The sequence below is a fragment of the Pelagimonas varians genome (assembly GCF_003208435.1).
Taxonomy (GTDB): domain Bacteria; phylum Pseudomonadota; class Alphaproteobacteria; order Rhodobacterales; family Rhodobacteraceae; genus Pelagimonas; species Pelagimonas varians.
Window position 1 is genome coordinate 47,778 of record NZ_QKMF01000016.1, and the last position, 25,508, is coordinate 73,285.

General features: G+C 56.2%; 18 protein-coding genes. 6 read left to right on the plus strand and 12 right to left on the minus strand.

All coding sequences use genetic code 11. From position 1 onward, the window contains the following. Positions 1-53: 53 nt before the first annotated feature. From C8N36_RS18195 to repA, 10 genes are all read right to left on the minus strand, one after another. Positions 54-710 carry a DUF6927 domain-containing protein gene (locus tag C8N36_RS18195; RefSeq protein WP_097806232.1) on the minus strand — a complete coding sequence of 219 codons (657 nt, stop codon included), beginning with the start codon at positions 708-710 and terminating at the stop codon, positions 54-56. Next, complete coding sequence (locus C8N36_RS18200) at positions 710-1,303, minus strand: regulator (protein WP_097806231.1); 594 nt, start codon at positions 1,301-1,303, stop codon at positions 710-712. The genes C8N36_RS18195 and C8N36_RS18200 overlap by 1 nt, the downstream gene beginning before the upstream one ends. A gap of 81 nt (positions 1,304-1,384) precedes the next feature. After that, positions 1,385-3,367 (minus strand): ParB/RepB/Spo0J family partition protein, encoded by a 1,983-nt coding sequence (locus C8N36_RS18205; RefSeq protein ID WP_097806230.1) that lies wholly within the window; start codon positions 3,365-3,367, stop codon positions 1,385-1,387. A gap of 148 nt (positions 3,368-3,515) precedes the next feature. Beyond that, a complete protein-coding gene (locus C8N36_RS18210) occupies positions 3,516-3,905 on the minus strand; it encodes a DUF3768 domain-containing protein (RefSeq protein ID WP_090270679.1) in 390 nt (129 codons plus the stop codon). A gap of 90 nt (positions 3,906-3,995) precedes the next feature. Then, positions 3,996-4,928 (minus strand): ArdC family protein, encoded by a 933-nt coding sequence (locus tag C8N36_RS18215; RefSeq protein WP_097806229.1) that lies wholly within the window; start codon positions 4,926-4,928, stop codon positions 3,996-3,998. A gap of 41 nt (positions 4,929-4,969) precedes the next feature. Continuing rightward, positions 4,970-5,440 carry a hypothetical protein gene (locus C8N36_RS18220; protein WP_097806228.1) on the minus strand — a complete coding sequence of 157 codons (471 nt, stop codon included), beginning with the start codon at positions 5,438-5,440 and terminating at the stop codon, positions 4,970-4,972. Positions 5,441-5,912: 472 nt separating this feature from the next. Beyond that, positions 5,913-6,944: an IS110 family RNA-guided transposase gene (locus C8N36_RS18225; protein WP_097806227.1), complete on the minus strand. Its 1,032-nt coding sequence runs from the start codon at positions 6,942-6,944 to the stop codon at positions 5,913-5,915. A 198-nt stretch (positions 6,945-7,142) separates the two neighbouring features. Next, positions 7,143-8,222 (minus strand): helix-turn-helix domain-containing protein, encoded by a 1,080-nt coding sequence (locus C8N36_RS18230; protein ID WP_245910959.1) that lies wholly within the window; start codon positions 8,220-8,222, stop codon positions 7,143-7,145. Between the two features lie 124 nt (positions 8,223-8,346). After that, positions 8,347-9,342: a plasmid partitioning protein RepB gene (gene repB / locus C8N36_RS18235; RefSeq protein WP_090270676.1), complete on the minus strand. Its 996-nt coding sequence runs from the start codon at positions 9,340-9,342 to the stop codon at positions 8,347-8,349. Next, positions 9,342-10,526, minus strand: a complete 1,185-nt coding sequence (gene repA / locus C8N36_RS18240) for a plasmid partitioning protein RepA (RefSeq protein WP_090270675.1) — start codon at positions 10,524-10,526, stop codon at positions 9,342-9,344. The genes repB and repA overlap by 1 nt, the downstream gene beginning before the upstream one ends. 1,122 nt (positions 10,527-11,648) lie before the next feature. Here repA and C8N36_RS18245 point away from each other — a divergent pair. The 4 genes from C8N36_RS18245 (at position 11,649) to C8N36_RS18260 (ending at position 19,634) form a co-directional block, all read left to right on the plus strand. After that, entirely contained in the window at positions 11,649-13,484 is a 1,836-nt protein-coding gene (locus C8N36_RS18245) for a type II toxin-antitoxin system HipA family toxin (RefSeq protein ID WP_211318259.1), read from the plus strand. A 245-nt stretch (positions 13,485-13,729) separates the two neighbouring features. Beyond that, positions 13,730-16,150, plus strand: coding sequence for a tellurite resistance TerB family protein (locus C8N36_RS18250; protein WP_255253624.1), 2,421 nt, complete (start codon positions 13,730-13,732; stop codon positions 16,148-16,150). Beyond that, on the plus strand, positions 16,143-17,450 hold the full coding sequence (locus C8N36_RS18255; RefSeq protein ID WP_097806225.1) for an ATP-binding protein: 1,308 nt from the start codon (positions 16,143-16,145) through the stop codon (positions 17,448-17,450). Before C8N36_RS18250 ends, C8N36_RS18255 begins: the two co-directional genes overlap by 8 nt. Before the next feature lie 9 nt (positions 17,451-17,459). After that, positions 17,460-19,634 (plus strand): DEAD/DEAH box helicase, encoded by a 2,175-nt coding sequence (locus C8N36_RS18260; protein WP_097806224.1) that lies wholly within the window; start codon positions 17,460-17,462, stop codon positions 19,632-19,634. Between the two features lie 437 nt (positions 19,635-20,071). Here the strand turns inward: C8N36_RS18260 and C8N36_RS18265 are convergent, their stop codons facing one another. Both C8N36_RS18265 and C8N36_RS18270 read right to left on the minus strand, forming a co-directional pair. Continuing rightward, the gene (locus tag C8N36_RS18265; protein WP_097806223.1) at positions 20,072-23,152 is read right to left on the minus strand and encodes an AAA family ATPase; all 3,081 of its coding nucleotides are present in this window, start codon (positions 23,150-23,152) and stop codon (positions 20,072-20,074) included. Continuing rightward, positions 23,149-24,285 (minus strand): exonuclease SbcCD subunit D, encoded by a 1,137-nt coding sequence (locus C8N36_RS18270; RefSeq protein WP_097806222.1) that lies wholly within the window; start codon positions 24,283-24,285, stop codon positions 23,149-23,151. Before C8N36_RS18270 ends, C8N36_RS18265 begins: the two co-directional genes overlap by 4 nt. 71 nt (positions 24,286-24,356) lie before the next feature. On the opposite strand from C8N36_RS18270, the gene C8N36_RS18275 reads away from it, so the two are divergent. Together C8N36_RS18275 and C8N36_RS18280 are read left to right on the plus strand one after the other, a co-directional pair. Continuing rightward, entirely contained in the window at positions 24,357-25,175 is an 819-nt protein-coding gene (locus tag C8N36_RS18275) for a BrxR family transcriptional regulator (RefSeq protein WP_097806221.1), read from the plus strand. Then, positions 25,165-25,419 carry a WGR domain-containing protein gene (locus tag C8N36_RS18280; protein ID WP_097806220.1) on the plus strand — a complete coding sequence of 85 codons (255 nt, stop codon included), beginning with the start codon at positions 25,165-25,167 and terminating at the stop codon, positions 25,417-25,419. The genes C8N36_RS18275 and C8N36_RS18280 overlap by 11 nt, the downstream gene beginning before the upstream one ends. Positions 25,420-25,508: the final 89 nt, after the last annotated feature.

The following is a 25,508-nucleotide window of genomic DNA, read 5'->3' on the forward strand; positions in this document are numbered from 1 at the left end:
GCGGAGGAGACCCCTAAGGCTAGAATACCGCGGAGAACGCGATGTGGGCGCTCCTACGGCACCTGCTGGGCAAAAAACTCCGCCAACACCGCACTGCCCTTAGCCATTTCGCGACTGATGAGGGTCGATCCCACCAGTGACGCCATTGAAAGCCGCACAAGGCTGCCGGTTTCCTCAATGCGGTAGCAGCGCCGTTTTTGACTCCCACGCCTGTAATGGGTTGCTGTGACGATCTGGCAGGTGCTGCCATCGCTGAGCGTCACAGGGGAGGCGAGTTTGATCTTGTCGCCCTCTGCGTAGTCAGGGATCGCTGCCCAGTCCCGACACCGCTGCCGCCAAGCATGGGCGTAGCTGTCGGGGTCTTTCAACTCGGACAGCAGATTGAGAAGGCTCAGCGGCGCGCGGGATTCGCAAGGACCAGCGCTTTCCTCCATATCTTTGTAGCCCCAGCACCCGTCGTCGTACCGGGTCAGAAATACTGCACCAAAGGTGAACGACCCGTCCTTATCGGTCATATAGGTCCTATCCTCCAATGGTGCGGCATCATGGCTCTCGACCTTTGCGGCCGCATACCACGTCGAGCCAACCTTGCTGGCTTTGACCAATGTCGTGCGGCGCGCATCTGTCTCGAAGGTGCAGAGACGGGTGATCTCTGCCTTCTCGTCGGCGTAGGTCTGAACCCGCCGGTCGGTGTAAAACAGCCAACCCATTATGCTGCCCTCCGGTCTTCGAGCTCCATGAGTGCATCGAGCGGCACGCGATACGGCTGCATGGCATCGAAGTCTTCGCAGTTGCCGCAGTTCTGAACGATGGCAAAGGTGTCGCAGGCGTCCTTTAGGATCACACGGAATGTGCCACCCAAGCCTGACGGAACCTCATAGGTTCCGTCAATCAGGAAGTCTGAGGCGCAACGGACGAAGACGCGGACGGAATGTCCATCGGTTGCTAGTCGGATGGCCCCCTGCCCGCGATCAATAAGTGTCTGCACATCGTCCAAAATATCTGTGTAGAACTGCCCGGTCAGATCGCGGAACGCCATTTGACGTTGTGCCATCCAATCGCTGTCCCGAAACGGATTGATACCGTTCGCAAAGGCAAAGCTGGGATCGTACTGCTCGGTGGTGACAATACGGGTGGTAGAGCCGTCAATACCGTTGGAGCGCAGATGCACGCCGTTGCCAACGATGAGGATCAGGGCGGGTTTGTCGACTGGCCCGTTCCAATTCGGCAGGAAGGTTGAACAGGAGCGCGCATGCGTGATTTGCGCCGCAACTGCTGTTGCGGAGAACTTGAGAATAGCCATGGGGATGTCTTTCTTAGTGTTGCAAGGGAATGTCGGGTCTGACCCGCGCCTAGTGTTTCCAAGCGCGGGTCATTGAGGCGATCAGGCGGCTTTTGCTTGAACGGGCTCGGTTTGAGCGGCGTCTTCCGCCGCGTCGACATCCAAGCTGACGCCACCGGTCGTTTGCATCATTGGCGGGCACCAGGCCGCAACCGCCCGCTGCTGCCCCTCTGTGAGGGTCGCAAAGGGCTCGGCGAAGAGCTTGTCACAAAAAGCGACGATCTCCTTCTTGCTCATGGAGGCCAGTGTCACGGCCTCCTGAGCAAGGCCGAGCTCTTCACCAAGGATTTTGAGCAGCCACGCCTTCTTGAACCGGTTGAACAGCGCCGCGTTCGGCGTCCAATGCGCGCGAATGTCAGGCATGACCTCGATCTCGAAGTCGTGCATCAGGCTGTCGCTCTTAACGCTGCGGGCAAAGCAGGATTGCGTCGTGCTGGCCGTGGCATAGGCAACCAGTTTGGCCTTCTCGCCCGCCTCAAGGGCACGGAACGCCGCAAACTGATCAGCTGGAGACTTCGCTTCATCCGCCCAGGACAGATCGAGCGCGTCATGCGCCTCGGCCACCTGTTCCAGCGATGTGCTATCGATCTCGTCCATCTTGGCGTGGCTGCGGTATTCTTTGCGGGCCTCGACCTTGACGGCGTGGGTTGCGCTCATTCCGCCAAGCACGTCCGTGACCAGCTTGAACAATGTCAGATCAAGTGTAGCTTCCGGATGCAGCGTCATCGCCGCTCCGAGGGCCATTGCCCGTTCGGTCTTGAGGTCTTGGGTCAGGGAGGCGGGATAGACGATTGCGTCTGCGCCCTGCCCTTCTGCGTCACCAGACGTGCCGCCGGCGCTGGTTGTCTGCGCTGTCGCCTGAGGCTTGTCCTCTGGCCGCACCAGACCGACATGCAGGGTAATCTTGCCGTTCGACCAGGATGCGATGACGCCACCCTGCGCAAGATCGTCTGCACTGTAGGCCTCCTGCAGATCCCGCGCCTCTTCTTCGAGCGCATCCACACGGTCGTAGAGGACGTTGTAGGCATCGGTCTCAAGGGTCTCGTCCTCCATCTCAAGTTGGAGTTTCTCCAGCTCCTCCGTGATCTCATCCACGCGCTTTTGACCTGCAGCATCAGGCTCGACCGGGCCGGGATAGACGCGGCCATATTCCGCCATCGTTGCATAATCGTAGCGCACCAATGCCTCGGCCCAAGCAAACCCCATTTGGGCCCGTGCCTCTTTGGCCGCGGCCGTGAGTTTTTCGACCATGATCGTCTCGACCAAGGCGATGTCTTCCAGCACAGAGTGCTCTTCGAGGAGATCAGCAGCGATGGGACCACCCCGCGCCTCATAGTCCTCGCGCACGAAGGCCCCGATATCGTCGCTCACCTGCACACCGCGGGTTTTGAGCGCCTGACGCACCGGGTAGGCCTGCACGTAGCTGTCATCGCTCGTCAGCGCCTCGTACACCTCAAGCTGCACGGCCTGACTTGGATGGTCCGCAAAGGCCTTCATCGTATCGAGGGTGATCGTCTTGGCGCGCGCGGCTGCGCGGATATCGGGATGGATCAAACCGTAGCGCAAGCGACCCTTCACGGCCGCGACTGTGGTGCCGAACGTCTTGGCAATCGTCTCAGGTGACTGCCCATCGACTTCCATCATACGCGCAAACGCCTCGAACTCGTCGATAGCGTTCATCGGGGCTTGGGTGATGTTCTCGGCCAGCGACAGGGCCGTGGTCACATCACAGTTGTCCGGCACCAACCGGCATTCGATCTTGGTTTTGTTGGTGAAGCCCTTGGCAGCCTTGTCAGCGACCAGTTCGTTCAAGGCGGCGCGACGTCGACCACCTGCCAAGACACCGAATTTACCATCGATCTTTTGCACCAGCAGCGGTTGGATGATGCCGAGAACGCCAATGCTGGCCGTGAGGTGAGCGATAGCCTCTGTCTCGTAAGTTTCAGGTGAATTGCTGCGCACATTGGCAGGATGCGATGTGAGATCGCCAATAGCGACGGAGATAGATTTGAGTGCATGTGTCATGTGATGTCCTTTTGAGATGTTGCGCCGCTCCAACGTGTGGAACGGCCTGACCAATCCCCGGATTTGAGGATCACACGGGAAAAAGGCCTGCTTTCCCTTTGAAGAGAGGAAGCAGGCCTCGAATGTTCAGAACGTCGGATCCCCTGCCCTACCAGTCGGATGCCATCATAATGGTGAGCACGCGCATGGTGGTTGCAGGGTTGTCAGAGGCCTCAGCACCGTAGCGGAAATCGCCATCCGCCTCATAAAGATCGATTTTCCAAAAGACCTTTTGCCCCCTGATATCCACGGCTCCGAAGTCGTGGCACCCGTCTGGATCATTCTCTGGCTCAAAGACATCGAACTCACCCACAGCTTGCACGGCCTCAAGGGCTAAGCCATCTTCTGCCATGGCCAGAGAACTTGTGAGGTGCATTCGACCCTGAATGGGCTGCGAAGGGGTTTCACCAAGGCAGGCGAGTTTGCGGAAGGCATCATTCTGCGCCGCGATTGCTGCGATGTCGGGGCCTTCGGTTTGAGGGCGTGCGGAAGTGGTCATGGGTCTGTCCTTTCAAGGAAATTGAAAACACAAAACCCAAAGCTTGCTTTCACTCTTTGAGTGCCGCCGCCTGCGACAGCACCAGACCTCTCAAGCTGCCTGATCCTTGGCCCCTGCCCTGCCCGCATCTGAGCGTGCGATCAGGTAATCGCAGGCCTTCTGGGCATCGGCCGCATGTTTGAAGATTGCCGTCTTGTCCGAGCGCAGCACACGTAACCAGTGATACAAATACGACGCGTTCAGCTCTAGCGTATGCGCTGTGAACCCGAGCTCCTGCCCTAAAAAGCAGGATGTCAGTTCTGCGACGATCTCTTCGCGGGAATAGGCTGTGTTGCCAAATCGGCTGAGACCGTAATCGCGGTTTAACCGATGCGGTGCCTTGGTGGCATGCGCAAGCTCGTGCGCCCAAACCCCGTAAAAGTTAAGGGGGTCCTTGAAGCGCTCAATGCTTGGCATGAATACCTTGTCGACGGGCGGATTGTAGCGTGCCTCGGTCCCCCCAAAGACCGTCGTAATATCGATGGCATCAAAGAACGCCTGCATATGCGGGATTGGCGCGGATGGCATATGATCGGGGACTGGGCAAGCATCCGGGTGGAATGCATCCGGCAGGCCCTCGATTTGATCTGCATTGAACACACGATATGACTTCTGGAACCGAAACACGCGGGCTTCTTCGGCATTGCCATCGTTGGCATCCTGCTCATCATCGGACTGCGTTCGACTCTGGCCATAATAAACAACAACGGACGAGCGTTCGCCCTTCCGGATCTTAGCTCCAAGTGAGTTCGCCTGTGGCACGGTCATCCAGAACGGAGAGGTATAACCGGCCATCACCGTGCGCATGGTGAGCAGGAAGTTGTTCACGCCCTGATAGGGCTCAGAGTTGTGGCGCAACGGACGCGCGCTGCCGCCAGCGGTCCACGGTTTGCGCCATGGGAGAACACCGCGTTCAATGATACGGATGAGTTCATTGGTGATAGCTTCTGATGCGTCGAATTTGGACGTGCGGGAACGGGCCATGGCTGGCCTCCTTTCGGTTGAAGTTGATTAGGAAGGTTGGGTTAGGTTGCGCGACCTGCGCGCGGATCGTTGACGATACGAGCGCCGAGGCGTTCGGCAGCGTCGATATATGTCAGGAGTGGTACTCGGCTTGAGGCCGTCCAAGGTTCCGAATTGATCTGGCCGTCCATTGTGACCTTGGGCAGGTTTGCGAAAGCAATGATGTCCCGGACGGGGCGGCAGTCGATCAGCGGCGTTCCAAGCCGGACAGCCAAGCTGGCGAGCGGGAAGCGTTCAACGGGAGCATAGAGCGAGACTGTTGTCAGCCCGAGGTGAAGAATGGTCCCTCCCCCACCGCAGCTGACATAAGCGTTGGGGTTGTTGATCGCAGTCCGAAGGTAGCCAAGGTCACGTAGGATCGTTTGGCGTTCCAGCCGATGCGCCGCATCAAGGTCACCAGTTCTTCTAAGCTCTCGATGTCGCCACCACGAGCGCGCCTCGGCGCGCAGCACGCGTAAGACTTCTGTTTGCATGGGAGGTTCCTTGTCAGGACAGACAGGCCGGAAACCGACCCGGACCCGTCAGGAACACACACAAGGGTTCCTTCAGACAGTCCCAAAACAAGAAGGAAACTTCTGTAATGGGGCGGGTCATTGTCAAGGGTTTCAGGAAAGCCAAAAATTCCGGCGGGAATCTCTTTCTTCACCGGGTTTAAGACACAAGAACAAAAGCCAGCTTTTTCTTTTTTACTACAACCGCACTTCAGGACAGAGGACTCCCCCTTCTCGGGCTTCGTTCTTCCGTCCGTGGTCAGCATCAATGCTGCCACTCTATGCCTGGTTCAAATCTGGTCCTGGGTGCCCATCTTTCACGCGCATTCAACAGCTGTTGATAGCCTGTTTCCTTACGGCATCTCCAGGAACCTCGTCCCGAAAAGGACCTCTATGTACCTGTCGTTAGTTGTAGTTCATGCCTCCATTATGAAAGTTCCTTGAACCGTTTTGCTTAGGCCGCCGGGCCCGAGCTCTGTGTGAAGCGAAACGGCGAACCGTCCACCCACATGCGGTGTAAAATGACCCCAATTCGTCGGGCGAGCGCAACCAGTGCTCGTTTCTTTCCGCGTCTGTGCGCCACTCTGAGTGCCCAGGCCTGCAACCAGTTTGGTGCTCCGCGATGCATCAAGATCATCGCGGCCTGATAAAACGCGGATCGCAATCCTCGATCACCCGCTCGTGTAATCTGCCCAACGATGTCCATTTCTCCAGATTGAGTGCGCCTTGGCGTCAGCCCCACCCAGGGACCAATATCTTTCGATCGCGCAAAGCGGGTCGGATCGTCGATAGCGGATCTCACAGTGAGAGCAACAATTGGGCCGACACCTGGCATCGTCATCATCAGACGACAGACATCGTCGAGTTTTGCCAAGCCGGCGATCGTTGTATCCAGACTCGCCAGCTCCGCCCGCAACTGCTCCCGGGCACGTAGAAGCGACAATGCCGAAGCGGACAGGATGTCGTTTTGGGCTACCAGCTCCTTCACCCTGGCTTCGTACCTGATCCGGGTCACGTGTCCGAGCTTCAAGCCAAAGTTCCTGAGAACTCCTCTCATCGAGAGTTCAATGTTGATGATCGCCTGTAGAACGGATTTTCGCGCGGTCAGCAAAGCACGAATCTCCTGCGAGGACACAGATTTACGGTGCACCGGCCGGTACCAACCCATTTGCAACAATCGAGCAATTCCCTGGGCATCGCGCCTGTCGGTCTTGATAGGCATGGCTTTCAAGGCGGCCTTCACCAACCGCGTTTCCATCAAGACCACGTCAAATCCGGCCTCTTCGATGCCCTTGCTCAGCCATTGGGACAGTGGTCCGGCTTCGAGCCCGATCGCGTCGACCGCGTACGGTAAGGACGCCATCGCACGCACCAGCGCCTCAGGCTCGCTGGCTGCGTCCAACTCCTCAACAATCTTGCCCTGCGGCCCCAGCACACAAATCGCCGTGCTTGCCAGAGAAACATCCAGTCCGATAAATACATTCATGTCGTTGCCTTTCTATTCTTAGGAATTGAGGCGCATGGAAACATATGACCTCGTAGACGCGCTGCAGGCGCATCAAGGGCAACGGCACTCCAAATCAAGCTGACAGACAAGCGAAACGAATTTGATTCGCGATAAGCCCCATTACGGCATCTTTCACTTTCGCACAGCACTACCACCCAAATCAGTGTCTAACCGGCCCTACAGACTCTTTCTTTTTCTCATGGGCTGAAGCAATGTGTCCCAGGCCAAAGTCCCATTGGTAAGTCCTTGTAGGAGATGGAATGCATAGCCACGAGGTTTCTTGATGCTTTCTATGCGCTCTAATAAGTAACCTAGGGTCATAAACGTTTTTGCTGGACCAAGTTTTTTAATATCGAACCAAAGGTTACCTAAGTCGAGATGGTTTGCGATATCGCTCATTCGACGTTCACAATCTATCTGGCTACGTGCTGTTCTCAGTTCAGCGCAGAGTCTAGGGTAGGCGCGTTCCATCTCGTCTGGACTAACTTCAATCCTAAATGAATCTTCTTCTTTAACTGACTGATTCAAATGAGGTTCTTTGTGCCCCTCATTTTTTGGGGCTGTGTCCCTCAAATTGTCTGTCTGTTCAGGAGCAACTTCTTCAATGCGAGAGGTAATATTCGTCAACAAGGCCGTTAGAGCTTCTTCGGGCGAACGCCTGCGCAGGAGGTTTCGAGCAGTGTTGAAGAAGGCTTCAAGATCTGGGCGGACCGGGAGATACCTCTTGAGGCTTGCGAGCGCGATTGCACACTTGTCTCGTAAGATCGATAGGCTAGCAGCGCGTTCTTTATGCGTTTGATTTATTTGAACAAATTCAGAATATCGCGCTGCTAGCGGCATCAAAGAAAGTCCTGTGGCGAGCACTATACGGCCATTTGTGTCCCGTCGAGCCCATCTTTTGCCGTTGGCGCTGGAGCGGCGCGACAGGAGGCCAAGAGAGACGAGTTTGGTGATGTGCCGTTCTACGGTTTGAACACTAACATGGGTCCGCTTTGCCAAGGCAACGTTTGATGCAAAGCAGATATGCCCGTCATCTTGTGCGGCAGAAATATGATCGCCCTTGATGAAGGAGATCATGGCACGCAGGAGGGAAATCGATGTCCCCTTGAGCCCCAAGGGCTCTCGGATGTCTTCTATGACCTGCAAAAGTGACCACTTTGACGGGGCAATATCTCGCTGCCCCGCCAAATATACTGGCGAGTGGGCTCCATTTGGAGCCAGTCCTGTCATTGTTTTCATGATTTTGTCGGCAAACAAAAAATTCCCATGCGCTCGGAAGCGTTTTTTCTTGTTCGATGATTCGGGGACTGCTACCGTTTAGGTGTCTAGTCTAACGGCGCTTACGCGCTGCAGCCCTCGAAGCTCCGGCTTCGGGGGTTTTCTATTCGCCGTCCTCCTTTCTGCTTTGGCCTCGGGTGTCATCCTGCGAGTTTACAGCTGTAAACTCCTTATAGGATTTGGTGATGATGTCTTCGAGATGGCGGTCGAGCCATGCCCCGAAGGCGGCATCCTTGCCAGTCTTTTTAACGGCAAGGGTGACGGAAGAATTGCTAGATTTGATCGTAACGCCTGGTGCGGGCGTGACCGCCCTGCCCTCTTTTGGGCGTGCACCGCGTCGGGCGATCTCTGCCAAGAGCCGCTCCAGGCGATCATCTGATGAGAGATCAGGATCCAGTTTCGAGAGAATCGAAAATGCGGCGCTTGCGGTAACCTTCTTCGCGATGAAGGCGTCTGCAAGCGCCGTCCACTTCGGACGGCCTGACTTTTGGGCAGCGCCGATGGCGTCGCCGACATCGTCTGGAACATTCTCGGTGACTTTGGTGAGATGGGACAATCCGGGCGCTGACAAGCTCAAGACTTGCCGCACCGTCTTTGTGTTGTGTCCCGCAACCTGAATAACGGCTGCGAAGCGCGCTTTTTCATAAAACGACAGATTGCGGCGTGCAGCATTCTCGAGGCCTTTGGCAAGTAAGGCTGAAGCGTCATCAAGGTCTTCGACATTGGCGCGAACCTTCAGTCCCAACTCACGACAAGCCTTGAGGCGGCGGCGGCCATAAATGACCTCGTATCGTCCGTCGCTACTCGAGCGGCGCACAAGGATGGGCACCTGTTGGCCTCCCTCTTCGATGCTGGTCTTGAGGGCTTCGAACCCGTCCCCCCCTTCATCCGAGTTTACAGCTGTAAACCCGTCAAGACGGTCTTTCGGACCCCATTCATCAATCAGCTTTGGATCAATCTCGCGGATGGCGGATAGAGAGCCTTGGAGAGCACCAAGTGCCGGAGCGCTGGTATTTGGTTTGCGCTCAGAGGTGCGTGGACCGGAATCTGCAATCGTCTTGGCGATGCCGGAGAGACCTTGAAGGGATTTACGGGCCATTAGCTACGCCCCCATGATTGGTGGATCATTGCTTCAACCTCTTTGCCGATCGCATCCATTGAGTTTTTCGCGCGATCATAGGTTGCGCGGGTCATTTCTGATTTCACGACCTCGTAGATCGATTGTTTGAGCATGGTCGCGTCGCTGATCGCAGTGCTTTTGAGGGCTGTCGCGCCCATGACGCGATCTTGAAAGAGCGCGCGCATAAAGGACGTGAGCTGTTGTGATGGGACGTCTGTCGGCTCATCGCGTGTGATCAGGAACTTAAAGTGATCGTATTGCAATTCCGCGCCTGCTTCTTCGATGACGCCCATATAAGCACCCGCCAGTTCCAAGAACTGTGCGGTTGAGGAGACGTCGAGCATGGATGGCGTGAGGGGTACAATCAAAGAGGTCGCTGCGGCCATGCCAGAAATCGTCAGGAAGCCAAGCTGAGGCGGGCTGTCCATTAAGACGACATCATACTGGTCTTCGACTTGAGCGAGCGCACTTCTTATTCGTGTGAAAAACGGCTGATCAGGGCTCGAGTTTACTGCTGATTCCGTTTCAAACTCTGACAGGAGCAGGCGGGAAGGGGCGAGAGACAGCCCTGGAAAATAGGTTTCGACGATTGTGTCGGCAAAGGGCACGGGATCGTCGTACCTAATGGCATCATAGACAGTTAGTCCGTCAAATTCGATCTCTGGGCTGATTCCGCACATGGATGTCAGTGAGCCTTGGGGGTCTAGATCAACAGCCAAGACCTTATAGCCTTGCAGTGCGAGAAAATGGGCCAAATGGATTGTCGTGGTACTCTTACTCGAGCCGCCCTTGAAGTTCATCAACTGCCAGACTTGTAGCTTATCTCCATCCCTCCGGCCGGGAAGATAGCGACCCTTTTTGCGGGAGGTTTGTTCGAGGATCTGGCGGGCATTCCAGATGTCGCGCGCGGTATAGTAGCGACGTCCAGCGCGGATCTCTTGAGGCTCGGGCAGGGTGCCTTCACCGTGCACTTTGCGCATGAATTGACCCGATACACCCAAGAGTTCGGCGGCCTCAGGCGCGCTGAACAGGCGTAGGGATTTCGTGTTGTCGGGCGCGAAGGCCGACAACAAATGTTCGCGGATCGCCGTGGTGAGGCGCTCTGAAATATCGGTTGCCAGCTCCGACGGTCGGTTGGTAACGATTGGTGTCACGGGAATCATGTGGTTGCCCCAAATTGCTCAATATGGCTTTTTTCGCGCCACTTGGGGGTAAAAGCTGCGATTCACAGCCTTAAGTCAATGCTTTTTTGCCTATTTAGTGTCTAATGTGCCGTCATCCGCTATATGGTGCAGCGTAGTGGATCAGTTTACAGCTGTAAACTTTGAGCGTATTTGGCTGGTTTCTCCACTTTTCCGCGGACGAATTTATCGTTGATTTGGGTTGCTGTTGTCCCCGGCTCGCGAAGCTGGGGTAAGTAACTCGTATGATTTAGATGGTCGTATCGGAATAGGGCAGGGGGGCTGCTTCGCATGCCGGTGGTCCGCGAGAGTGAAGAGGTGATGGACCAAATTGCTCCGCTGATGTGCCAGTATCCTTGACTGAAGAGTCTGATCCAATCTCTTGCGGTAGCGGAATCATCAGAGACCTGTTCGCGTTTGGGGTGAAACCGGCTCGGATGAGGAGCCGTTGGGTCCGGAAGCAATCGCTCGGTCCGTGTAGATGCCTTCTCACAATCGGATTGGTCGGCGCAGAAAAGCGTGATCAGTGGGGAAAGCAGATTCGGAATTGGCCTTCCAGATGCCAGAGTTGCACAGGTGCGCACGGATTTTAGATTGAGCCGAATTCTGTTGAGAGTGCTTTTCTGGTCCGGCCCGCGCTCCATTCTATTGCGGCGGGGTAGGGGGCGACTGTGGAGATGTCGGTGGCAGTTGAGCTGATCGACCGGTGCTGCTCCCAGGCACAAGCTCGACACGGCCCTTTGTTTCCGCTTATCAAGTGGTACGCCGTAGCTGATGGTTCGTCAGTTCTGGAAAGCTGCAAGAGACCCAATTTTAATGCAATCACGGCGTTCTCTGCCTCTTTGGTTTGGGACAGTTGGCCTTGATATCTTTTGCCAACTCATTTTTGACGAGCCTTCAGGAAGGTACGTGTACCAAAATTGAACGACCACAACATGGTCTTGGTTGTGGCTTTTGTGCGCGTGGCTACGTGTGAGGCCTCTTCGGAGTGGCGCTTTCGACCTAACTTTCGCGCATGTCATGTGCGGGATAGTTGGAATTTCTTGACGGGTGCCATAAAAAAATCTAACTATCTCGTATCTCAAGTGCGCGAAAGTTAGATTATTGCTCTATCTCATTGGCGAAAACCTCGACAAGGACCGTGCTCACTACCAAGCTGAGACAGGAAAACTTGTTCAACTTATGCGAGGCATCTATGTCGACGCCGACGCAGACATAGATGCAATTGTTCTGCGGAATGCGGTGCGGATTGCGCATTATCTTTATCCAAAGGCGTATCTCTCGGCAGCCAGCGCCACTCTGCTCGCACCTACGCGAGATGGTCGCTTATTCATAAGCGGGAAACGAAATCAGCGTACTCGGATCAGGTCTCTGGAGATCATCCAGAACGTAGCGCCAGATCAGCCAGCGGTCGCGACTGCCATTGTCGATGATGGGGCAGGGGAGTTCAAAGTCGCCGTCTCGTCGATGCGGCAGCGATTTCTTGAAGCTTTTCGGCAACGCAGCGAGCACGCCAGCGCGATTGATGAAGGGATGCGGACCGAGATCGCCGCGCGTCTTATTGAAGAATACGGCAGCCCGTCTGCCGCGGCGGATGCGGTTTGGGCGCTAGCGCGCGAAAACAAATGGTATCGCGAGGGGGAGCATACAGAGCGATATTTGTTGCGTTCTGCTGTTGCGGTGGATGTTCGCAACGAAGCAGCACTGACGTTCTCGGTTGCTTGGCATGGGCAAATCGTCGGTCAGCTGGGTCATGACGGTTTTGAATGGCGATGGCAGCCGCAAGACAATTTCAACTTGCCGCTCGTGCAACAGCGGGTTCCTGGCAGGCTACCCCCCTTCATCCTCTCACTGTTGCCTGAGGGATGGCTCGAGAAGGTTCTCAAAGACAATGACGAGCGTGCGGTTCTGCGCTCGGGCAAACGATATATGTCCAACATTACGATCAGCGAAGACGCAGCCGAGCTCGCATCGCTCCCCGTAGACATGCTATCCGTGTCGTTGTCCCGATATGCCCGCGACGGTTTGTTTACCGGAAACTATGCCGGCCCCGGGCGCGGCAAGCTTGAAGCAGATTTCGAGGCAGGGCTGGCGCGCCTTTATGAGCGGGCGGACACACCGCGCCTGTCTGGCGTTCAGATCAAGGCGCCAATGTATTTGGCGCGGGATGGCCAATTGTCGCCGAGCGCGGGCTTGCCGTTCACTCACATTTTGAAACCGGCGGGAACTAGCGGATTTCAGGCGCTTCCCGTGATTGAGTATCTTGCCATGACTCTTGGCCGTGCTTCAGGGTTGGAGGCACCTGACATCGCTTTGGTAGCAATGCCGGATGACATGCCCCCTGCCTTACTGGTCGAGCGTTTCGATATTCGCACATCGCCAGAGGATGAACGCCGCTTTGCTTTGGAGGATCTGTGTTCGGTCCTCGATCTGCCCCCCGATGCGAAGTATGATGGAACAATCGAGAGGATAACGCGTGCTGTTCGACCGCTGTCGACATCTGCCGGGGAAGATCTTCTGTTGGTCATCAAGCGCGCCTTATTCGCTTGGTTGATCGGCGACGGCGATTTGCACCTGAAGAATTTAGCGCTCCTAAAGATTGCCGGTCCTGTTGCGGATCGCTTCAGCACAATCCGCCTCGCGCCGCTCTATGATGCGGTCACGACGCGGGTGTTCCCGAGTCTTGAACATGATCGCATGGCCCTGAAGCTGAACGGCAAAGATGATCGCTTGCGGCGTCGTGATTTTATGCAGGTGGCGGCGATCGCCGGCTTGGCTGCAACCGGTGTGGGCGAAGAGATTGATCATTTCTTGCAGGGCTTCGCCGAAGCCATAGACGGCGTTTCTCTGCCTGATCTTCCTGGTGTGGACCGTGATATCGAGGAGCGGGCAGAGGCTATGATTGCCCTTTGCAGGGAGCGGGTTGCGGCATTCACCTAAGTATAGCGGCTTTGTACTTCGGTAGAGCAAGGTGAGAGCGCTGAATTTAAAAGGGAAACTGTACTTCTACCTAAGCGATAGTGATTGCATCGCAAATCACGCAATCTAGTGTGTTCCGAAAGAGGGTTTCGTTAATGTCATCAATACTAAAGCTTTTTCGAGTTCTATTTTTTTACGCGCTCTATTTTTTGTTGTGCATGGTTGCCGTAGTGACCGTGTTGCAAGGCTGGCCCGTTGGCGGTCAAATGCTCTTTGCCTTCGGCTTACCTATCGTTTTGGTCTGGTGGCAAGAAAAGAGACGATCCCGAAAAGTGGAAGCCAAAGTGCTTGCAGCGGAAAACACAAACACAAGAGTAACTCAATCCGAGCCAGTGGCCCGCGTAGGTGCCCACGAAAAACGCATCGAACGTGAGCGAGAGAGAACTCGCGAAGCGAAAGCTATTCAATCATCGTCGACAGCGCCGCCCAAACCACCAAAACAGGACTACGCGGAAATCGTGCGTGCCGGCCAGTCTGCGGCACCAGCACTTTCGGCCATTGCGAAGTGGTATGAGAACCCGCGGCCAACAGCACACAAGCCGCAAACTAATTCGCGTAAAAATGGCTGGATACCAGCGGCAGAGACCGCGAGTGTTGCTGCGCGAGATATTGGCGGAATGGTCTATGTCGGCACGCCGCCATTGCTTAATCACCATGGCTATCGCGACAAATGCAGGGCCTACATCGACCCTTCTCTCTCCGTCGCGAGGACAGGGGACGATAGGGCAGGGGAGGGCATGTCATACTGGCCTGGGTATTCTGATATTTCAGCACGAAGCAGGGCGACCTATCTTGAATGGTTGGCAAGTGGCCGTTCTGACCCATCCTATGATCCGGGTTACATGTTCTTGTATTTTTACGGGTTAGAACGGCGATTTTTTGTCGATCAATCCAATGCTGATGCAAAGGATATCATTGCGGAAGTTCGCAGATTGATTTCCGTCTATCCCGAAAACCATTCGGTGAAGCGATACTTGGGAGAATTTCTTGATATCGCGACACTTGCCGAAACTGAGTTTGAGGCGCTGGAGCCGATCTTTGAACGCCAGGGTTGGGAGCTTCCTTTTTCGCTGAAGTATGCGATTGGCGCGCGTCTTGATAAGGGAGAAAACCTGAGCGCGGACTGGGTTCTGAGCTGGTTGATGTGCCATCCAGAAAGCCATTTGCGCACGCCAGCAACGCGGTGCCGTGATGAATTCTTGGCGTTGTTCAAAATCCGATTTGAGGATCGCTTTCCCAGTGGCCTAAAGGTCAGCAAGCCGCGCAAACATCTCAAAGCCACCTATCGCGCAGCCTCAAGCGAGTTTGAAGGAACTCTCAATCCGACAGCCGATGGCAAACCCGTTCCTGATATCTCCGGATTGCGGAAGCCGGTCGAGATTGCGCAGGAAGTTGCAGATGAAGTCATAGACGACCTTGATAAGCTGAGCCGCTATCTTGGTCGGAACCCCGAGGGCAGGGGAAGCATCGAGGCGCACGCCCTTTTGCCACTAGATCTGTGGACCCTGTTCCCGTCGACAGAAATGGAAGCGCTGAAAGAGTGGGCGAGGGGGATCATGCAGAGCGGCGGACTTATTCCGCTGGCCGACGTGATCGAAAAGCTCGAAGGACAGCGCAGTACGAAAATTGGAAAGAGACAGCTAACAGGGGCGGCAGATGCTTTGGCGCGTCTTGGATTTGGGCTCGCACCTGATCCTCGCTTTGCACTGCGTTCACCGAAAGCGGAAGAGCCTGTGGTTTTATTTGATCTTGGTGAGCAGATCGAAAAGCTGGAAGATGTTTCGGCAAGCTATCAGACCGCGTTGATGGAGTTGGCCCTTGCCTCGTTTGTTGCCCATGCTGACGGGCGTATCGCCGAAGCTGAACGCAAAGCGTTGGAGACCCAAGTTGCATCTGTTGAGGGGCTGAATGAGCAGGAAAGGCACCGGCTTCAGGCAAACATGGTTTGGTTCCTTGCCGTGCCGCCTGACATGACGCTGCTGCGCCGCAAACTCAAAGATGTTGGTGTGGAAGACCAAACGGCGATGCGTGCGGCCTTGGTGGGTGCGGCACACGCCGATGGTGTCATCCAATCCGAAGAAGTCGCCAGCATCGAAAAGGTGTACAAGGCATTGGGCCTTGATCCATCACTCGCCTATTCCGACCTTCACGCTGGTGAGATTGCAGACGCGCCACGCACTGTTCGTGCGGCCCAGCCGGGCAATTCTGGAGAGGCCATTCCTGAACTACAAAAGGCAACGGGGCCAGTGCTGGATGCATCACGGATTGCCGCGATCAGATCAGATACGGCGCGGGTGTCTTCTGTCCTTGGGCAGATATTTGAAGCCGAGGAAGAAGCAGAAGAGGGCAGGGACTCCAAGGATGTAACTCTGTTTGCTGGGCTAGATGCAAAACATGGGGCACTGCTGCTGGATTTGGTGGGTCAAGAAAACTGGACCGAGGACGCGTTCGAACAGCTTTGTGGGAAGCATGGATTGATGCCGTCTGGTGCATTGGAGGCCATCAACGAGTGGGCCTTTGAAACTCATGATGAAGCCTTGCTGGACGAGTATGATGGTTACGACGTGTCTCCGGAAATTGCGGATACGGTAAAACAAAAATTAGAAGGGGAGGGGCGTCATGTCTAAATTGAAGCCACGTGAACGCGATGCAATTGTTCAAGCTTTGCGTGCGGGGGTCGTGCCAAAACTGGGCCTGCGTCATATTCAGGTAGGGCGCGTTCGCGAGATCGAAGAACTTGTGAAGGACATGGAACGTATCGCGGACGGCGGCTCCGCCATCCGTTTTGTTATCGGGGAATATGGATCCGGCAAAACCTTCTTTATGAACCTGATCCGTTTAGTGGCTTTGGAAAAAGGGCTGGTGGTGATGTTCGCTGATCTTGCACCCGACCGGCGTATTCACGCGACAGGTGGACAAGCGCGCGGCCTCTACGCAGAGATGGCGCGCAACCTGTCAACGCGCACAAAGCCCGATGGTGGTGCTTTGGCCAGTGTGGTTGAGCGGTTTGTCAGCCAAGCGCACCGAGACGCCGAGGAAAAAGACGTGCCAACGGGCACCATCATACGTGAGCGTCTGAGCCATTTTGAAGAACTTACTGGCGGCTTTGAATTTGCAGAGGTCATTCGCCGGTATTGGGAAGGCCATGAGAACGGGGATGACGAACTTAAGTCCGCTGCTCTGCGTTGGTTGCGGGGAGAATTCGCAACCCGCACGGATGCGCGCAAAGCACTTGGCGTGCGCACGATTGTCGATGATGCGAGCGTTTACGATCATCTCAAGCTGATGTCGGCATTTGTGTGCGAGGCGGGTTACAAAGGGCTGCTTGTCGGCCTTGATGAAATGGTGAACCTGTTCAAGCTGACATCGTCCCAAGCGCGCAATGCGAATTACGAGCAGATTCTTCGGATTCTGAACGACGTACTTCAGGGCAGTGCCGAGAATCTTGGCTTCTTAATGGGGGGCACGCCAGAGTTTTTGATGAACACGCGCCGTGGGCTTTATAGCTATGAAGCCTTGCAATCGCGGCTAGCGGAAAACACCTTCGCCCGCGATGGGCTCGTCGATTTGTCGGGGCCGGTTGTGCGGCTGGCCAGCCTGACGCCGGAAGATCTGTTTGTTCTGTTGGCCAATGTCAGACGCGTGATGCAGGACGATGAAACGGCTTTGCCTGATACAGCGCTTGAAGCCTTTATGAACCATTGCTCGGACCGGATTGGAGAGGCCTATTTCAGGACGCCGCGCAATACCGTCACTGCTTTTGTGAACTTGCTGTCAGTGCTGGAGCAAAACCCAAGTGTTGAATGGAGTGACCTGATCGAAAAGATCGACGTCTCAGAAGATCGAGGCGAAGACATGAGCGACGTGGAGGAAACGACTGGTGCTCAGCCAAGTGGTGACGACGATCTGATAAGCTTCAAACTCTGAGGCGTGAGGATGAGTAGCGCCTTTGACCAACTTGCCCGCCCTGTCCAGAAGTGGATCAGGCAGCAGGGGTGGCGTGAGCTGCGGGACATTCAAGCGCGCGCAATTCGGACTATTTGCGAAAGTGACAAGGATCTCATCGTCGCGGCATCGACGGCCGGTGGTAAAACAGAGGCAGCTTTTTTCCCGTTGATCTCTCAGGTGCTGGATGCGCCAGCAGAGGGTGGCGGGTTCGACGTGCTCTACATCGGGCCACTCAAGGCGCTGATCACTGATCAAGCGGGGCGGCTGGAAGGCATCTGCCAAGAGGTGGAGCTTCCAGTGGTGCCGTGGCACGGCGATGTGTCGCAATCAGTCAAAACGCGCGCGATGAAGAATCCCAAAGGGATTTTGCTCATCACGCCAGAGTCGCTGGAGGCATTGTTCGTCCGTCGGGGCCTGGAAATCGCGCGCCTGTTCGGTGCAACCCGAGCTGTGGTGATTGATGAGTTGCACACTGTGCTCGATAGTGAGCGCGGGGTGCAATTGCGGTCTTTGCTGACACGTCTTGAGTTGGCAATCAAAAGGCCCATCCGCCGGATTGGACTATCTGCGACGCTTGGGGATATGGATCTCGCCCGCGCTTATCTGCGGCCTGACAATGCGGAACACGTTACATTGATCGAAGCAGACGGCGGAGAAGCGGAACTGAAACTTCAGCTGCGTGGATATCTTTCCGGTGGAGAAGACGACAACACCCCGTCTGCAACAGACGCCGTCGCAGCGCACTTATTCGAGCATCTCCGGGGAAGTGACAATCTTGTTTTTGCCGGTGCCCGTCAACGTGTTGAAATTTACGCTGACCGACTGCGTGATCTTTGCGAGCGAGAACATCTTCCCCAAGAGTTTTATCCGCACCATGCTAGCCTTTCACGCGATCACCGCGATTTTGTCGAACGGCGCCTGAAAGATAACGGCAAACCGACCACTGCTGTCTGCACGTCCACACTGGAGCTTGGCATCGACATCGGCGATGTGACCTGTGTCGCCCAAATCGGCGCACCTTTCACTGTCGCAGCCCTGCGGCAGAGATTGGGACGTTCAGGACGTAGGGAGGGCCAGCCAGCGATCCTGCGACAATACGCGGTAGAAACGAGGCTCTCTTCGGATAGCAGCTTTGTGGATCGTCTGAGATTAGGCTTGATCCGGTCTATTGCGATGATTGATCTGTTGCTGGAGGGCTGGTGCGAACCACCAAAGCCGCAAGCGCTGCATCTGTCGACACTTGTGCATCAGATCCTATCCGTAATCGCACAGCGGGGAGGGGCCCCAGCAAATGTTCTTTACAGCGTGCTGTGTCGCGAAGGTCCGTTTCGGCAGATCAGCACAGCAATGTTTACGGATGTGCTGCGCGCGCTCGGTCATCCTGAAACTGGCTTGATAGAGCAAACGGACGGGGGTTTGTTGCTCTTGGGCCAAAACGGAGAGCGGCTAGTCGAGCATTATAGCTTCTATGCGGTGTTCAAGACGCCCGAAGAATACAGGCTGGTTTCAAACGGGCGGGAACTTGGGACATTGCCGGTCGACAACATCCTTTCACCCGGGATGATGCTGATCTTTTCAGGGCGCCGCTGGTTGGTTCAGGAAATCCATGATCGTGAGAAAGTTATCATGGTCAAACCCGCCAAAGCAGGTGTGCCGCCTGTGTTCGGTGGTGACCCGGGCGAGATCCATGACAATGTCATCGCGCGCATGTTCGATGTGTTGAAAGCTGATACCAAGCCCCTCTACATGGACGCGAATGCGCTCGGAATGCTTGAGGAGGCGCGGCTGAACTATGCGCAGATGGGGTTTACTGACGCGTCCCTAGTCAATTTGGGCGAAGAAACCTCAATCATCGCAACACGAGTAGGGACAATGAAAACGACAACCTTGGCGCTTGCGCTGAGAGGGTTTGGGTTTTCTGTCGAACAGTATGATGGCTTCCTTCAGGTGGAAGCCGGTGAAGAAACCCCGCCAATATCTGAAGTTCTCAAGCGAATTGGAGATGGTGAAGATGTTGACCTGTTCGCTGATGCTGGCAATCTGTTGACCGAGAAGTTTCACCCGTATTTGACGCGCGAATTGTTGGAACTTGATGCGATTTCATCCCGCCTGGAACCCCGAGTTCTAGCTGCACTGGTGAGAGTCTTCGCTTCTCAATTCTAGGCAGTCGCGAAAAGGCCAGAACAGCTAGAGAGCGGAATTTCAGACTTGGCCTGACGTACAGCTACAGTTTTCGCGATTTCAGTTCGGGTGCCATGAAAATGGTTTGACCGAGCCATTTTACTGACCGTCAAGAAGCTATTGCAGCGCGCCAAAAAGATCTGGAGTGTCCTCGTCGCGTCTCCTACTAAAGCCCTCACCGAGATGCAGGCAAGGGTGTTTAATGCGCGTCAGGCCTTTACCGCCCTCGAAATGAACCCAGCCCCCTTTAGGCATGCCAACGCTTACGATCAGTGCACCGCATATAGGACAAGTTCGCCTGAGGGATGCGCCCTTCCCAATTCCACGATCGCCCAGAAGAGCCCAGCCGCCGCGGACAAAGATTGTTCGCCCCGTTGATAGTCGGCGGGTGTGGGCTTTCCGATAATACCACCGGTCCGTCATCCCAGACCTCTTCTTTCCTCGACCCGACTGCCGCTTGGGGTCGAACGTACGTAGAAGCCTTGTGGTATGGCCTCCTGCACCAGTCCGACATGCGAGATCAGACCCACGGCCCGACTGCCCTCTGTTAGCGCAGCAAGAACCTGGATCACTTGGTCCAGCGTGCCCGCCCCATTCTCAGTGTCGAGGCTACCGAAGCCTTCGTCGATGAAGATTGTATCCATCCGGATTTTGCCAGACAGGCTCTCGACTACATCGGCGAGCCCAAGCGCCAGGGCCAGTGCCGCGATGAATGTTTCACCACCGGACAGGGTAGCCGTTGGACGCGCCTTGCCGGTGTTGATGTCAAAGACCTCGAATTCGAGCCCGCGCTTGCCGCGCCCACCCAATGCCTCGAGCCCGCGTGCAAGCCGGTAGCGCCCGCGTGTCATAGGGTCGAGCCTCATGTTCGCCGCCTCGAGCACCTGGTCGAACATGGCGCCAATCGCGAAGGTCTCTAGCGTCATCTTGAAATCGTTCTTGCCATTGGCCAAATCGGCCAGCCCCCGAAGTGGACCGGTTTCGGATTCAAGCCGCTCGGTTTCGGCCAAGGCTTCGGCCAGCGACTTCTTGAAGTTGGTCAGGGACGATACATCTGTCCTGGACGAAGAGAGCCCATCGTTGGCGGCGTTCAACTCCTGGGTAGCGTTGTCGAGTGCCAGCTGAAGCGGGGCGAGGTCCGGGCGCTCGCGATCCACGCAAGCAGCCGTAGCGTTCTGCCATGTCGTGCGCGCTGCGATCAGGCCCTCACGATGATCGGACACCGTCTTTCGGTCGCTTTCGAGGGTCGGGAAATGCGCTTTGCAAGCCTCATATCCTGCTTTGTCCAGCCCGACATCGGCCAGCCGAGCGCCAAAATCCCCTAGCGCCTTTTCCACGCGCTGCGCCTGCACGTCGCGCGCCCGCTTTGCTGCTTCAAGTTGCTCTTGCGCACGGGTAAGCGCTTCGCTGGCCGCTCGGTCCTTCTGCGTTGCCAGTTCCAGCGCCTCGGAGAGTTGCTTTTGCTCGCTTTGCAAAGCATCCCGCCGTGCGACAACCGCCTCGGGCGTGCGCAGACCTTCCGGCAGGGCCTCGACCACTGTATCGCGCTTGGCGCGCGCGCCAGCAAGAGTGGTCTCAGCCTGTCCTGAAGTAGTGCGCGCCGTAGCCTCGGCAGCTTCGGCCTCGGTCACTTTCCGTTTGAGATCGGCCAAATGCTGCGACATCGCGTCAAGATCGACGGCTTCTCCAAGCGTGGCGATGGCACCTTCTAGCCGAGTGATTTCAGCTTCGAGTTCCGCCACCGTACGCTCGGGCCGTTCCTGTTCGTCGAGCGCCAGCTTCTTTTCATCAAGCCACGTTCGGCAATTGCCGAGTTCGGTTTCCGCTCGAACCCGGGCCTCGGCTGCAGTTCTCGCCTCAGCCTGCGCGTCGCGAAACGCTTCGGTCAAACCAGATTGTTCGGGCGCGCCATGGGCCGGCGCAGGATGATCGTGGGAACCACAGACAGGGCAGGGCGCTCCTTCGGTCAACTTTTCGGCCAGAATGATCGCCTGCGTGCGCGAAAGCCGTGCTTCTGCATCAGTCAGGGTCGCCTCGGCAGCCTGTGCCGCATCGGTCTTACTCACCAGCTCGCTCGATGCCGCTTCGACCTTTCGTTCCGCATCCGCGACAGCCCCCTGCGCCTTTGCATGCACCGCTGCCTTGACCCTTTCGCGGTCGACCTCGGCCAGCTCACCGGTCAGCTTGCTCCGCGCCGCTTCAGTCTTTCGCGCTTGTTCAAGCGCCAGATCGGTCGCATCACGCTGAGTTTGGAGCTTTTCGCGGGCCTCTAAGGCCTCGGTCATCGCCCTCTTCGCTGAGACTTCTTCCTGCGCAGCCTTATCAAACGCTTTCTGTAGCTCCGCAGCCTGCCCGACCTGCTTCTCAATCGCTTCCAACTTTGTCAGGTCGGCCTGAACCTGCTTCCGTCGCTCCTCGTCAGACTGCACCTCGACCAATTTTTGCGCTGCTTCTTCCTTCGCCCCATTGGCGGTATCGAGCTCCGCTTCAGCGTTGGAAACAGCATCCACCGCAAGTCGTCCGTCGTGTTCCGCATTGTGCCAAGCCGTCTCAAGATCACGTGCTTGCAAGGCATTGCTGACTACCTCTACCCGCCTGGCCAGCGCATCAATCTCACCCGTTTTCGCTTCTAGGCTGTCAAATGCCTTCCGCGCCGTATCGACGGCAGCAAAAGCCTTTTCGATCTGTTCGCCTTCGGTCAGAGCCTTGCGCGCGGCTTCGTTCGCCGTCTCTGCGATCTGCTGAATTCCCTGCTTCTCTGCTACTTTAGCGTCCGCCGCAGAAATTCCTAGCTCCAGTGCCTCAGCGCTCTCGAAACCGCGTTCCTCAAGCCGGGCCACATAGAGTGCACGCTGGTCGCGCAACGCTCGTTCTGCCTCTGAGGCTTCTTCCTTCAGCCGGGCGGCGAGATCGCGATAGATCTTCACGTCGAAGAGATCTCGTAATATCTCGACCCGCGCATCAGTTTTTGCAGCAAGGAACGTCTCGAACTTGCCTTGCGGCAAGAGCACGATCTGTCGAAACTGATCTGCCCCGTAACCCAGCAGCGCCTCGACCTCTTTTCCAACTACCGAGACCTTCTTTTCAGCAATGACACGGCCTGGCTGGCTCGGGCCAAGCGTGTCCACCGGGATCCCGGTGACGTCGAAAAGCGAGGCTTCTGCGGCGTCATCTGTGGTCCCTTCGCCTCGCGCCTTCGGACGCTCTTGCGCCGGACGACGACGGATCAGGTAGGTCTTGGCACCCAGTTCAAAGACAAATTCAACTTCTGTAGGTAGATCAGGCGCAGAGTGATCCGAACGCAGCGAACGTGGCTCCTGATCGGTCTTGGTTGGTGCACCGAAAAGCGCAAAGGACATCGCCGAAAACAACGTCGACTTTCCAGCCCCTGTTTGGCCGTAGATTCCGAACAGCCCTGTCTCCAGCGCGGAGCGGAAATCCACCACCTCGGTTGTTGCGAACGGCCCGAAGGCTTGAAGCGATAGGCGAATGGGTCTCATGCCTGCTCCTCCCCGGAGGCTGTTGCGTGCAGCTTGTCCGCGACGATCGCTACTTCGGCGGTATTTGGCTCCCGGCCGCGAACAACCTTCATGAAATCACCGACCATATCTATCGGCGTGACCGCTGCTCGCCCACCGCTAAGCATTTTGGTCTCTGGGGCGCGACCCTGTCGGTCGTAGGCCAGGTGGCAGGCATTGGGGTAGGTCGCGCGCAACCGCTTCATCGGATCTATCAGAGGGTTTTCATCCGTCAGATTGGCCTGGATGAAGTCTTCAGACGGTGTTCCTGCCAAAAGATCCGAGAATGCTCCGGTCAGCGAGCGCACTTGCCGGATAGGACGGAACGCTACGGTACGGATCTCGACTCCTTCAGCTTTGAGATCGACGACAGTCATGGATTTTTCACTTCCCGCCTCGTCAAAACCGAACGCGAGCGGTGCGCCGGAATACCGAATATGGCTCGCGCCTACTTCCTGCGGCTTGTGCAAATGCCCCAGTGCCACATAATCCGCCCCGTCGAAGACATCAGAAGGCACAGTTTCGATCCCGCCGACCCGTGTCAGGGCGCGCTCGGTCTCACCGACCGCGCCGCCTGCAACGAAGGCATGAGCCACTACGACCCAACGCGCTCCTTCGGGCACCTGACCCCTTGCTGCGGAGATCTGGGCCGCGATGACATCTGCTGGCGTGCTGATACCCTCATCCCCGAACACTTCCCGCGCTGCGTATTCGTAGGAAAAGGGTAGCGCAGAAAAGGCGATCTCGCCATGCTCGTCACTCAGCAAAAGCGGAGTCTCGACCGCGTCGGCGATTCCGCGCACCAGCACCCTCGACGCGGTGGAGAAGACAGACATTGCCTCGATCCGGTCGCCAGAATCGTGGTTTCCAGAGATCATCACCACGGCGGCTTCGGTCTCCTCTGCCACGCGCTTGAGGAAGCGATTGAACTGCCGGATTGACGAATTGGGCGGCGAGGCACGGTCAAAAATGTCCCCGGCGATCACAAGAACATCGGCGCTCTCGACCACAAGCGTCTCAAGGAGTTGGTCGAGGATGACCTCGTGATCCTCCTCGAGGCTCAAGCCCATGAATTGCCGCCCTAAGTGCAGATCTGCCGTATGAAGTATTCTCATTTCGCACCGTCAATTATTACACATGCAAAAACTATATGGACAATAGCGGGGAGTCAAGATATCCTTCCCCCATGCCCTTCGAAGACCTCAAACATGCCCAACGTGCGCGCCTGGAATACCTCGACAGACTGTTTTTCTGGGACGGTGCAGCGACTCGTGCCTCCTTGATCAAGCGCTTTGGTATTTCAAATGCGCAGGCCGCTCTCGATTTTCGCGCTTACCTCGCCGAAGCGTCAAATGATGCACTGCACTATGATGCGTCGTCGCGCCAATACCTTGCCCATGACAGCTTTGAACGGCTCAGTGGCAAGGCGTCCTCGATGGAGCTGGAGCAACTCTTGGCCAGCGCGCCATCTCCCGCATTCGATAAATTGCCAGATTTGCAACGCACTCAGGACCTGCGTGTCCTACGGCCGCTCTACCGTGCCTTCAGGGCGAAGGAGGCAACGAGGATAGTTTATCAATCGATGCGAGATCCAGAACCTATGACTCGCTGGATTGCGCCTGTTCGGTTCGCTTCCGACGGGGTGAGACTACATGTGCGTGCCTGGTGCCTTGAGCGGAAGGCCTTTCGTGATTTCCACCCCGCGCGGATAGATCCAGAGCGTTCATTTGAAGCAACCAAACCGGTTGATTCAGTACCCCGTGATGATGATTGGTTCACTTGGGCCATTCTGAAACTCAAACCGCATTCTAGATTGACTGAGGCGCAACAACGCGTGGTCCGTATTGAATTCGGGTTCACCGCAGATGTGCTTGAGGCCAGAACCCGGAAAGCACTTGAGTTCTACACGGAACGCCGATGGGGTCTTGAGCAAAAGGAACCTCGTCTTGAACGGGTCTCTGTCGACTATGTTCCGATGAGCGAGGAGGAGGTCGATGCAAATTGATATGCGCCGTTTTGATCCCTCCCTTAATATGAACCGGTTCTATTCCGTGGAGCTGACCAAAGACCTCTTCGAACAACACGGCGTCCACCGGCAGTGGGGTCGTTTTGGGACTTGGGGGCGGCATCGCCACGATTGGTACGCGACAAAAACCGAGGCTGAATCTGCCCTTACCGATTTGATCAAACAGAAGCTGGCGCGCGGCTATCTGATCAAACTGCCCGTGTCTAAAGGGCAGGGGGTCTGATATGTCGTCGTTTGGAACGTGGTCTCTACAAGGTGTTCCCCAAAAAAGGCTGGGTTTGCATCGGATTTGAGGATCTCGATGAACCCGCA